Annotated in this window: 8 protein-coding genes and 1 tRNA gene; 3 read left to right on the plus strand and 6 right to left on the minus strand. The window is 37.5% G+C overall.

Going from position 1 to position 12,766, the window contains the following annotated elements; all coding sequences use genetic code 11:
- Window positions 1-171: 171 nt before the first annotated feature.
- Complete coding sequence (locus H8B06_RS17425; protein WP_190995483.1) at window positions 172-5,232, minus strand: NACHT domain-containing protein; 5,061 nt, start codon at window positions 5,230-5,232, stop codon at window positions 172-174.
- Between the two features lie 106 nt (window positions 5,233-5,338).
- Between H8B06_RS17425 and H8B06_RS17430 the strand changes: the two genes are divergently transcribed.
- Together H8B06_RS17430 and H8B06_RS17435 are read left to right on the plus strand one after the other, a co-directional pair.
- Entirely contained in the window at window positions 5,339-6,874 is a 1,536-nt protein-coding gene (locus H8B06_RS17430) for a recombinase family protein (RefSeq protein ID WP_223857744.1), read from the plus strand.
- Window positions 6,871-7,068 (plus strand): PTS sugar transporter subunit IIBC, encoded by a 198-nt coding sequence (locus tag H8B06_RS17435; protein ID WP_190995485.1) that lies wholly within the window; start codon window positions 6,871-6,873, stop codon window positions 7,066-7,068. Before H8B06_RS17430 ends, H8B06_RS17435 begins: the two co-directional genes overlap by 4 nt.
- A 158-nt stretch (window positions 7,069-7,226) precedes the next feature.
- Here H8B06_RS17435 and H8B06_RS17440 read toward each other — a convergent pair.
- The 5 genes from H8B06_RS17440 to H8B06_RS17460 all read right to left on the minus strand — a co-directional run bounded on the left by H8B06_RS17440 (window position 7,227) and on the right by H8B06_RS17460 (window position 11,434).
- Window positions 7,227-7,298: transfer RNA gene (locus H8B06_RS17440), tRNA-Glu, on the minus strand.
- Window positions 7,299-7,384: 86 nt separating this feature from the next.
- A complete protein-coding gene (locus H8B06_RS17445; RefSeq protein WP_190995486.1) occupies window positions 7,385-8,110 on the minus strand; it encodes a hypothetical protein in 726 nt (241 codons plus the stop codon).
- Window positions 8,111-8,145: 35 nt separating this feature from the next.
- Window positions 8,146-8,637, minus strand: a complete 492-nt coding sequence (ribH, locus tag H8B06_RS17450) for a 6,7-dimethyl-8-ribityllumazine synthase (protein ID WP_190995487.1) — start codon at window positions 8,635-8,637, stop codon at window positions 8,146-8,148.
- 74 nt (window positions 8,638-8,711) lie between these two features.
- On the minus strand, window positions 8,712-9,380 hold the full coding sequence (locus tag H8B06_RS17455; RefSeq protein WP_190995488.1) for a tetratricopeptide repeat protein: 669 nt from the start codon (window positions 9,378-9,380) through the stop codon (window positions 8,712-8,714).
- Between the two features lie 128 nt (window positions 9,381-9,508).
- Complete coding sequence (locus H8B06_RS17460) at window positions 9,509-11,434, minus strand: polysaccharide biosynthesis protein (protein ID WP_190995489.1); 1,926 nt, start codon at window positions 11,432-11,434, stop codon at window positions 9,509-9,511.
- A 119-nt stretch (window positions 11,435-11,553) separates the two neighbouring features.
- Between H8B06_RS17460 and H8B06_RS17465 the strand changes: the two genes are divergently transcribed.
- Window positions 11,554-12,765, plus strand: coding sequence for an alanine dehydrogenase (locus H8B06_RS17465; RefSeq protein ID WP_190995490.1), 1,212 nt, complete (start codon window positions 11,554-11,556; stop codon window positions 12,763-12,765).
- Window position 12,766: the final 1 nt, after the last annotated feature.

Here is a 12,766-nt window from a genome sequence, read left to right on the forward strand (position 1 = left end):
CTTTCTCCATTTTTTATTTCAAATTCTCTCTCAGTATGCAGCTCCTACGATAAATTTCTGCTATAAAGGACAAAAACAATTATCAGTTCCCTGTCCTTACCGTAACGCCTGACCATATAGTTTTAGCAAGGATGAAAAACAAGGCTGGATTATTATCAAGCAGACAGTCGATTATGACTCTAAAGACTCTACGGTAGAAAATGATATCATAAATTCTCTAATCCAATATGCATCAGAAGAACCCTGTTTTACTAAAACATCAAGCATATCAAGATAATCAGACAGCAAAGATGCATCTTCCATGATTTCATTGAGATGATTATAATAACCTCTTGACATTAATTGTTCAATATCACGGTATTGTTTTAGATTCTCAAAATTACCTGTTTTTTTGAGATGAGTAATTAACCACTTAAAGCCATCCTGAAAAAGCACTTCATCACCGATATGAGAAAGTAAGGTAATTACCGATTGAATCTGTATTGGTCCAAATATTTTTATGCAAGTGATGAAGAACGAAGGGTGTATCTCAATTGGTTTCCAGTTTACTGCGGTATTTTTCCATCTTACTTCAATATCCAATAACAACAGATTACTAAATAATGAAATGTTATTCCTGACGAGATAATCCCGAAAAACTGTCCACGCAGCAATAAATTGGCTTACAGCATAATTTACTTTAGAAGGATCTTCATCTTGGAAACTGTTATCGGCAAAAATGATAATAGATTCAATAACTCCCTTTGAGAACTTAAGTATCTCTAATATACTGTCATAGTCATCTTTTTTTACATCTTTTAAATTACGCCCAGCATGCTCAAGAAGGTGTTCAAAAATAGCTGAACTCAATTTATGCGAATTCCATAGGATGAGCTCGCTTAACTTATACTGTAAAGCAAGTCTGAGATATCCGACTTTTTCCACTTCTTCAAAGTTTCTCTTTGGAACTTTGTATGTCATCACAAGCTCTGTAAGGATTTTTATAAAATCAAAAACTATAGTTTGAGCTGTAACAGTAGGTAAAATGTTAATAGCTCTATTGAGGTAACGTAAAGAACATTTTTTGAAATCTATTTTAGATAAGTCAACATAGGGTTCTTTGTCAATCGCATCGTTTATAAAACTTACATACTTTTTTTGATATTGAGCAATATCTTCTTCAGATCTAAATCTGGAGAATAGATGTGAATTGGTTTTGAAAAACGTTGAAAATTGTAGTAGTCCGGAAAAAAACTTAATGGCAAGCTCTTCGTTTCTTTCCCATATAGTTGTCCCAAAAGACTTATAAAAATCGCTAGCCTGTGGATCATTGTCCTGAAATGGGGAGGTTAAGAAGCAAAGTGCTAGTTTCTCCAATTCATTTTGTTTGACATTATCATTACAGCATAAAAGTACGGGAAAGGCTTTTACAGCAGATTTCATATCGAAAGGAGAAGCGAAAGGCTCTAGTTCCAGTTGGCTACCATAGCTGCGATCAATTTTTGAGCTTATCAGAGTTACAATAAGCTGCTCACACCAATTCTTTTCGTCCTGATTCAGTTCATCCCAAAGCATTGTAATCCCAATTTCAGCCAATAATCCTGGTCTGTGCTTAAAGGTTTCAAACGTTTCCAATTTGATATATCCCTGCCATATTTCTGTCCATTTGTCCTTTAGTGGCAGGACATCACCTTTTTCAACCTTATGTAACCAAACAACATGGTCTGAATCAACTTCCGATTCCTTTTGAGAGACCTTAAGTTCACTCACGTACTCTTTGATTTCTTCACTGTAAGACGGTTCTATTAGAAAACCAGCTTTGCTGCCATCGTTGTATTCTGTTGTAACCCTCCAAGTTCTTACATCCATTTCATCTAATCGCTTTTTCCAAGAAACATCTGACGGGTCAGCAGATTGTCTGTGGTAGTCCAAAACTTTAAATATTTCTTCGTTGGCTGTTCCATAATTGAAACAATAATATTGAATAAAATTCTGGAGTCCCCCTTGATATTTTTTTCTATGCGGAAGTTTGCCCGAAGCTAGTCGTTCCTCATCATGAACTTCATGAAATGTATTAAGAATGAAATGACTTTGATCATGTACAAATCTTGCTATATCGTAGTCAATGAACTTTCTATTGGAAAATAGACATGAAATATAGGCACTTGCAAATTCTGGATAAGCTTGAAATATACTGGAAATAACACCAGTAACCGCTACCGAATTACTATTCCTGAGGAGATAATCTATTAGATCATTGATTTTTTCAATATTTTTAGCTCCCTCCTGACATAATTCAAGCAGATACTTTTCCAAAGCCATGAGTATGGATTGCCATTCATAAGGTGAAACTTTTACCGTTCCACGGTATACGCACCACAACAGATCACTTCCAAATTGTCGGATCTTGGTACCATCAGGTAAAATCAAATCCAGTTGTCTTAAATCGTCTCGTTCCGCAAATTCCGAAAGCGCATAATTTTCAGCACACCAATTACTAATTTCCGCAATAAAACACAATGCCTGGAAAGTATGATATTTCAGCAACCAATATACAGGAGTCTGGACTGCGCTAGCTGGAAAATAATTAAGCCTACTTCCCTCATTTCTCAATCCAAAATACTCATTGACATCCAAAGAACCCGAAGACCTAGTGATTTCCATCATCATCCGATCATGATCGTTTTTGGGGTAGAAAACCTGACAAGTAGTTTTCATCCAGTGCTCCTTTGCTAAACTGATTACCATGTCTGGCATACATCTAGCCATCTGTTTTGAAGGATAGCCCGATAGTGCCACTTTGATCAGTTTTATCTTCAATCGATCTTCATCGTAGAATCCGTCATCCTCAAACTCATCTTCACTATCTCTTTCTTCAAGAATAGACTTTAATTCATCCTGGATTCCACCACTAAACCGAACGAGCAATTTGACCTCTTCATCACCATCTCTATTTCTGGAATATCCGAGTTTTATATGATGTTTAAAGAGGTAAAGCATAATCAGTCCCGCATCTTTTGTTGTTGAATTTTGTCCATGCTGGTAATCAAGGATATTACTCCATTCCTTTAAGAGATTATATATTGTTTCCCAATGTTCAATCGATATTTCTTCAATATATTCGTATATCATGGAAATTACGCACGACCATCCATATCCTATCGGGATATAATATTTTGAATTTTGATCACCGATGTTCTTTTTACAGGCAGTTCTCATGATTTTTATAATCTGTAAGAGCAGTCCAAAATTATTTTTAACGATCAATGATTTATTGGCAACAAAAAAACTATCGCAAAATTCAGAATGCATGATAGCTATCAAACATTCATCTGCCCGATAATTCTCGTAAGAAATTGATAATGCTTGTTGGGTTACAAATCGTACCTTCTTCTGTTCACCAGTTTTAAGTACTGAATTTACCCATAATCTATATGCCCTTCTCATAGCCGGCTCATTGCCCAGAGAAACAAAAAAAAGTTCTGCTGATGTATTTTCATTAAAAAGAAAATCGACATGATTGATTAATGCCCAATCTTCAAGTACATCATGAGCGGGAGCAAAAAAGCCCTCGTTTTTTGACTGGATAATTACATTCTCCTTAAGTAGTTTCTCCAATACCACAACATCTGGTTGTTCAATACTGACAAATGGCTGCATTTTTTTTGATCTCTTTACGGAGATCTCTACAAAAACTTTACTTCTTCTACCAGGAAGGCCATCATGAAACTCGTTGATCTTATTTTCAATTATGGTCTGCCATAGATAGCTTTTAAATGCATCTTCGTCAAAATTATCTTCTACTTTTCCATTTAGCTTCACTGCTCGATAGGCAAAATCCAAATATTTCGGAATTTTAAGTAGGGGCTTTAATCGCTGGTTTTCAACCAAGGGCTTTATTAGTGGTACATGGTCAACTACTAAATTAAGTTCACTATCCGAAAGTTCTGTGATGTCAACCCGAGCATATTCGAACTGGTTAAGAAATTTTAGATCAAGCAATGGAAGGCTAGATTGTCTACAACTAATAATGAGCTTAACGGTCGGCATTTCCTTAATTGCCAATAACAATTGATAAAATGCAGTGCCTGTCGTTTCCAATAATTTTTCAAGCGCGTCGATATAGATAATGTTATTTTCGAAGGATCCAAAAAGTGAAAAAAGCTCTTTGAGGGTGTAATTAATCAAATGCTTTATAAAGTAATCCCTTAGGTTTCCTTCGGCAAGTTCATCTGCTTTAAAACACAAAACCATTCCGTTATGCTTTTCACGTATTTCCTTAATATACGCTTTTGCCAATGCAGATTTGCCAAGTCCTGGATTACCAGAAATTACAACGATTCTCGACCGATTGATGGATTCGACTATATTGTCCATAATCTTGTCTCTGGATAAAGTATAGTCTCCAATTTTATCCTCAATCATTTCCATGACCTCATAATTCTGTTCACTCCAAGACTTCAGAGCATTTAGCATTGTTGAAGAATTGGTTTTTGAAAGCTTGACCGTTAGGTCAGTTGGCAATTTTTCAGATTCATAAAATGCACCTTTGAAGTTCCCATCGGCCATTAAGACAAATAAATCATTCCAAAGCTGTTCACCACTACATTCCTGATTATTTCTGAACTGATCCAATAATGAAATACAGTTGGTTTTATCGGTACTGTTATCCTGAGCAAAATCTCGCTCCAAAAAATATAGTGTCCTGCAAAATTGATGTAGCAAGTCATTAGTAAGGTCGTTAGGAAAATTGTCGTTGATTATTGATCGAAAGATATCTAAATACCCTTTTTTTGCCTTGACACGATCGACTTCCTGTATAAAATCCTCAGCATCAGACTTAGATCTGGACCAATCAAGAAGCACGTTCAAATGATTTTTTTCATCTTTGGTCAGATCACTTTTAACAATGTAAATCTTATCATTTGAAGGATCGAAAAGCTCTGCATTCCGAAAATCACTCCAAGCATCTGTGACAACTTGTTTAAACGTATCGCCTTTTGCGGAAACAACCAAGTTATGTTTAATTTGGAATAGGACATTAATCTTCTTGTCCTTATGAGTGCACTTTAATAGAAGATCATCGGTGCGATAACCCACTGAACCTGACTGTTGGCGGAAAGCCATAATCTTCCCAGATATACCTGGGATATTCAGGTCAAGTAGAAAGCTTATAAAAAAGCTCGTCTGAACCTCAATTTCATAAAAACTACCACCTCCGCCCTGTGAGAATACGTTACTGTTTATTGCCATGACTCAAGCTAATCACTACTAAAGTAAAAAACATTTGTAAATTGAGAACTAAACTTCTTAAGAATTCACAACCTATTTTAGTTGAATATAATTAGAGATTTCATATATGATTAGAAATCTCCAATTTAGAATGCTTGCTGATTTTGAAACCCAATTAGATACTTTTAAAGATATGAAAACAGCTTACTTATATGTCCGCGTAAGCACGGACGAACAAAAAAGAAAAGGTTATTCCTTACCGGAGCAGGAAGATCGATTACTGAAATATTGTGATTACAACAATATAGAAGTTAAAGGCATTTTCCGTGAAGACTTTTCAGCAAAGAACTTCAACCGTCCAGAATGGAAAAAATTGATTGCGACAGCCAGAAACAGATCAAAGGAAGATAAGAATATACTCTTCATCAAATGGGATCGCTTCAGTCGAAATATTGAATACGCATATGAAATGATAGGTATGCTACGAAAATACAAAACGACACCAATGGCCATTGACCAGCCCATAGACTTCTCTGTACCAGAAAGTACAGTCATGCTTGCCGTTTACCTGTCAGTGCCTGAAGCGGAAAACAGCAGAAGAGCCCTGAATACCGCTAACGGTCTACGTAGGGCCAAACAAATGGGAAGATATCCCAATAAGGCTCCTGTTGGCTATATCAATCTGACAACGATGGATGGCAAAAAAATTATAGCTCCCAAACAACCGGAGGCAGGCATTATAAGATGGCTGTTCCATCAGCTTGCCAAAAATATCCATAGGGTCGAAGCAGTTCGACGAATGGCTGAAGATAAAGGATTGATATGTTCACGGTCGTATTTTTCCAAGCTTATCCGTAATCCTGCCTATTGCGGTCTTATCCCCGTAAGACTCAGCTCTGGGGAGCAGTACATGGTAAAAGGAATTCATGATTCATTGATTTCAGAAACCTTGTTTTACGAAGTTCAGCGTATCATTACCACAAAAAGGAAAACCAGCAGTAAAAGAGAGGAATTGAAGGCAATGTTTTTCCTAACGGGGTTTTTAACCTGCCCTCTTTGCAACCGAAAACTCTGTGGAAGCTTTTCTACCGGATCGACAAAAAAGCATCCATACTACCATTGCCGAGGGAGATGCAAAACAAGAATAAAGGCTCCGCTTCTCAATGAAAGTTACCAGCAGGAACTTCAGCGTTTGATGCTTTCAGAGAAAGCAGTCAATATATTCAATTGTGTTCTGGAAGACTGGAATACAAATACACAAAAAGCTGAGTATCTTCAGGAACGGCAACAGGTCGTGAGAAAACTACAAGAACAGGAACTGACCTTATCCCAAGCCAGAAAGCTGTTCATCGCGGCGGTACTGAAGCTTGATGACTATAGCGAATTAAAGAGGGAGTATCGTGTTAATTCCAAGTGCCTGAAAAAAGAACTCAACGATATTAACGAGAAATTGAAAAATATTGATAAGCAACGACAACAGGGGGATCGGCCAATTGTAAATATTCTTCAAGGATTTTCAAGCATGGATACGACTGATAAAAAACATCTCGTCAATCTGATTCCTCCTCTTTGGGTCGATTACAAAACAGGAGATATGTCATTGGATCTGAACACGGCATTGTCAAAAATATTATTAACAAAGAAACACCGATCAAGAAGATGAGTTTTATAGATAAAAAGGTTTCGGATAAACGAGCAATTGTAATACTAGCAAAAAGCGGCATCCAAGTGAGCGAGGAAGAAGCCAATATTATACTGGATTTTCTCTATCTTGTCGCAAAGAACTACAACAAACCGGAAGAGGATAAAGAAGCCGAATCCCTAAGGAGAAATCGAACTTTGGAAAAAAGGCCATAACAATATCAAGGAGTAGGTTTTTCAGACAATACTACACAACAGGCTAAAAATCTTGGCCACAAATATCGAACTATAAATGACCAGACACTAACAGTTTGGGTCACAGATTTTTATTGGCATAAAAAAAGGAGACAACCTGTATATGGTGTCTCCTTAAGTAGCCCGTAGGGGAATCGAACCCCTGTTTCAAGAATGAAAATCTTGCGTCCTAACCCCTAGACGAACGGGCCGTTTTTGTGTTTCGGTGTGCAAATATAGAAATGATTATTAACTATGCAAAATAAAATTCAAAAAAAGCGATTTCTTTTTCAAGAAGCTACAATATCGAAAACTTTGTCTCCTCCATTTCCGTAAATGCAGCTACCGTAGAAAATAAAAGACTTTTGCTATTATTCTCCAAATTCCTAAAGGTAGTAGGAAGGAATAGTCCGCCACCAATATCTTTATATCCGTTTACAAGATAAGTTTGGCCTTCTTTATCTACAAATTGCTTAATCCATCCCGTTTCCCCATTAAATAATACCTCACCCGACAATCCCTCTTTCAGTTGAAAAGGGAGCGATTGTAATTTTTCAGCATTGAAAATCTTGGACGATATTTTTCCTGTTTTTGTTTCGGGTTGCTCAATTAGTGCAGGCAGAAAAAGAAAAGTAGCGTCTTTTTTGAATTGTTCGTTGATTTTGGAGAAAAGTTCGTGCGTTTCAGGATCAATCTGTTTTACTTCATTGCCATTGACAAAAAACTTGGATAATTTACCCGTCTTAAAGTTAAACAGTGAAACAATATTGTTGCCGTCGTTAGATCTACCTTCGAAACGCGCTTGCCCGGACTTCATATTGATAAGGAACTTGCGACTGTTCTGAAAATATTTGATGTCGTTTCCATTTGCCGTAAAGAGAATGTAGTTTGTGCTGTCCCACTTGTCTTTTCCTCCGATTCCCTTTAATAGTATTTTACCTGCCTCCTGTCCTTCCTGTGCCCATATAGGCACATACGAAATGGAAAGAATGCCGATAATAATTGCTGTTAGGAATGTTCTCATAGTTGATGACCCCTAATTTTAAAATGAAGCGACAATTACTTGTATTTTTTACTGACAAGTGCCATTTGAATGGCTGTAATAGCCGCTTCTTCTCCCTTGTTTCCGTGTTTTCCACCTGCTCGATCTAATGCCTGTCCCAGATTATCCGTGGTTAATACGCCGAAAATAACGGGTTTATTGTATTTGATGGCAACATTGGCGATACCGTTTCCTACGGCGTCACATATAAAATCAAAATGTCGCGTTTCACCTTGAATGACGCAGCCAAGACATATCACCGCGTCAAAAGATTCATTGCGAAGCGCTATATCCGCTCCAGAAATTAATTCATAGCTACCGGGTACCTGGATAATATCGATATCATGTTCAGCAGCACCGTGTTGTTGTAAACCTTGCAGAGAACCATCTAACAAAGCTCCTGTAACTTGGGCATTCCACTGTGAAACAACGATTGCGAATTTTAGACCCTTCGCGTTGCCAACTTCAATATGTGAGAAGTCTGACAAATTCTTCATGCTACTAGACATGGGTGCAAAGATATATAAAAAAGGCTGCTTATAAAAAATAAGCAGCCCGTATCTCTTAATAAGCTATTTCTTATTTATTGTTTTGCTTTTGTACGCGCGATAAAACCATCGATCATATTCGCTTCGGGACTATTTGGATAGTCCGATTTGATCGTTTGATAAGTCTGTTCTGCATTTTTGAAATCCTCTAATGCTTCGTAAACTAAACCTAATTTTTTAAGGAATAAAGGTGTCGTATACGTATTTTTACTTTTTTGTGCTGCTTTTTTATAATGATTGGCAGCACTCTTATAATCTTTAGATTCGGAATAAGCATCTCCAATTAAACCTGTAACCAAAGGATCTAAAATATCACTACCCGTATCGGAATATTTTTGAAGGTATTTTATAGCTTCTTGAAAATTGCCCTGACGAAGGTACAAGCTACCTAAGTAAGCATTGGCGATATTCGCAGATTTAGTATTGGAATATTCTTCCGCAATCTCTTTGAAACCTAGGAATGATCCGTCTCCGTCGATAGCTTTAGCTTGTAGAGAGTCAATTGCAGCATATTCTTCTGCTTTATATAATTGATTGGCTGCCTTTTCTGCGCGCGGGGCTAGGTATAGTCGCTGATAACCTAAATACAATAAAATCAAGAGAATAATACCACCCACGATGAAGGTGATGCTTTTTTGATTATCCTGAAAAAATGAACCCGATGATTTTTTAGGTTCAGTTTGATTTACGTTTTTATTTGACATTTGTTATTATCGTATAATAAATATGGAACGCAAAATTACACTTTTAAAATTTTAATACAAGTTTTCTGCTGTATTTTACGTGTCTTTTATCAAGAATGCCGTGGTTGGCCCTCCAAAACCTACGTTTCCTATCCATTGGTAGTAGAAGAAACTTCACCGTCCAGCTGTTCATAAATTGAGTTTTGACTCCTAAATTCAGGTACAATAACTTTCATTTGACGAACGATTTCTACATTATTGTTTGTTTTAACACGCTCCAAAAGGAGATTGATCTGTTTACAGATTTCCGAAAAATTATTTTCTCGCACCTTCGCAATCATAATTTTTTGGTGATGCGTAGGGAGTGTGTTTTCCAGATCGTTGAGCAATTCCTCATATAGTTTTTCGCCGGGCCGTAGTCCGGTAAACTTGATATCGATATCTTGGTAAGGGATAAATCCGGACAGTTTAATCATCTTTTCGGCAAGATCAACAATTTTGACGGATTTCCCCATGTCGAACACGAATATCTCTCCACCATTGCCCATACATCCCGCTTCGATAACCAGTTGGCAGGCTTCTGGGATAGTCATAAAATAACGCGTGATTTCAGGATGAGTCACCGTAAGTGGGCCGCCTTTTTCTATTTGTTCCCGAAAGCGTGGAATAACCGATCCGTTGGATCCAAGGACATTTCCGAAACGTGTCGTTATGAACCGGGTTTTTGCATTTGGATGATTTTCTTCCAAATTATTGTTCATGGATTGCACATACATTTCAGCGATGCGTTTGGTCGCTCCCATCACGTTGGTAGGATTGACGGCTTTATCTGTAGATACAAACACAAACTTTGATACCTGGAATTCAACCGCTAAATTAGTTAAAATAAAAGTACCAAATACATTTGTCCGAACGCCTTCAATCGGATGGTTTTCCATCATAGGTACATGCTTGTATGCTGCGGCATGATAAACGTATTGCGGTTTGAATGTCTCAAATAAGATGCGCATTCGATCCTCATTTTTTACATCGGCGATAAAAGATTGGTAAGCTTGGTTCTTAAACCGGTCTTGTAAGTCTAAATGGAGGTTATGTAGCGGAGATTCTGCTTGATCGCATAAGATAATCAATTGTGGTTCGAAATGGCCGAGTTGTTTGGCTATCTCACTTCCAATGGAGCCTGCAGCACCAGTTACCAAAATACGTTTACCTCTCAATTGTTCTAAAAGCGAATCATTTTTTAGCTTAATAGGAGCTCGTTCTAGTAAATCTTCAATTTTAACTTTTTTGATCTGGGTGGGGGAGACGGTACCATTGATGATCTCACTCACGGGAGGGAGTGTAAGTACGTTTATCTTTTGCTCCAAACATATATCAATAATTTGGTTCTTTTTTTCCGAGCTGATTCTATGGGAGGCAAAAATCAATTCATCGATCGCCAGTTTATGGATTAAACGTCCCAGATCACCAGAGCTGAAAATTTTGATACCGTCGATATATTTGCCGATTTTGGTCTCATCATCATCCAAATAAGCGACGATATATTTATTTGATTTAAGGTCGTGGTCGAAGGTACGCTTTACCGCTATGCCTAGATCACCGGCACCATATACAATGACGTTTTTCTTGTCAGACGTTTTAGTTTTGTTGTACTGGAAAAATATCTTGATTAACGTCCGATAAGTTGTTAAACCGGTAAAGGCAAACAGGCTATATACGATGATGATGTTCGTCGGAATGAGCGATGGCATATTGCTCGCAATCATAATCAATTTAATCGCGAACAGAATGATAACGTTAAAAAGCAATGTCGATAGAATCCGGATAGAATCCACAGCACTGGTATAGCGAACAATGCCAGAATAGAGTTTGAAAATTAGAAAAGAAATAGAAGTTATTCCCAAACAATATATTAACTCTATAGCAAAATGTGGCTTTGCGTACTCCTGTATATTGAAAGAATGAAACAGACCATACGCGAACACAAAAGCGATCGCTGCAATAGCTAAGTCAAAAATAAAAATGGTCCATCGAGGAACAATGCCAATTTGGTTAAAAACGGGAAACTTTTGCATTGAAATATTTTTACATAGGATGTAAAAATAGGAAAAAAAGTGGATTTATGAATCTTATTCCCAAAATATCAAGAATAATATCTAAATTCACTAGTTGATAAAACAGATAGGATTGTAGCATGAGCGATATGTCAAAAATTGCCCACAAGGCGATATTTCAGCCGAAAGAAGCATTGGCAAGTGTGGGTAAAAGTCGGCACACATTAAAAATTGGCGTGCCGAAAGAAATATCTTTCCAGGAGAAACGGATAGCCTTGACCCCGTTATCTGTTGCGTTACTCGTTGAATATGGTCATGAGATCGTTCTAGAATCTGGAGCAGGTGAAGCTTCCAACTTTTTAGATTCCCATTATAGTGAACAAGGTGCAAGAATCAGTCATGATAAAGAGGAGGTGTTTCAATGTGATATTGTTATCAAGATTGCAAGCCCCACTATAGAAGAGGTGAGTATGATGAAAAATAAGCAGGTATTACTATCATCCCATCAACCATCACTCATGAAACTACCGATATTACAAGCGCTGATGCGAAAACAAATTACGGCTGTTTCTTATGAATATTTGCAAGATGAGGGGGGACATTTAACCGTTGTGCGTGCCATGAGTGAAATTGTAGGTGCAACTTCTGTACTTATCGCAGCAGAATATCTTAGTAATATATTTGATGGAAAAGGTCTGATGCTGGGCGGCATAACAGGTGTTCCTCCAACGGAAATGGTCATTATTGGAGCGGGAACGGTGGGAGAATATGCCGCTCGTGCTGCTATTGCCCTCGGTGCGCAGGTCAAAGTATTTGATAGTTCTGTATACCGATTACGTAGATTGCAAAACAATGTAGGTAGTCGTGTTTTTACTTCCGTGATACAACCTATTGTATTAAATAAAGCTGTTAAATCTTGTGATGTGGTTATAGGCGCCTTAAGAGCGAAGAATGGTCGTTCTCCCTGCATTATTTCCGAAGATACGGTATCCAATATGAAACCGAACGCCGTGCTTATCGATGTGAGTATCGACCAAGGTGGATGTTTCGAAACCTCCGAAGTAACCACACATGACAAACCGGTATTCCGAAAATACGATGTGATACACTATTGTGTTCCTAATATCGCATCACGTGTGGCGCGTACGGCGACCTACGCCCTCACCAATATAATGACGCCTCTACTTCTCCAAATAGGAGAATGCGGAGGTATGAATAATATGATATGGTCTGATAAATGTATCCGTAGTGCAATTTATCTCTATCAAGGGATGCTGACGAATAAGGACATTGCAGAAAAGTTTAACTTACCATCAAAAGATCTGGATTTAATTATCGTAGCTAATCAATAAA

This window comes from Sphingobacterium micropteri, assembly GCF_014692515.1.
GTDB lineage: Bacteria > Bacteroidota > Bacteroidia > Sphingobacteriales > Sphingobacteriaceae > Sphingobacterium > Sphingobacterium micropteri.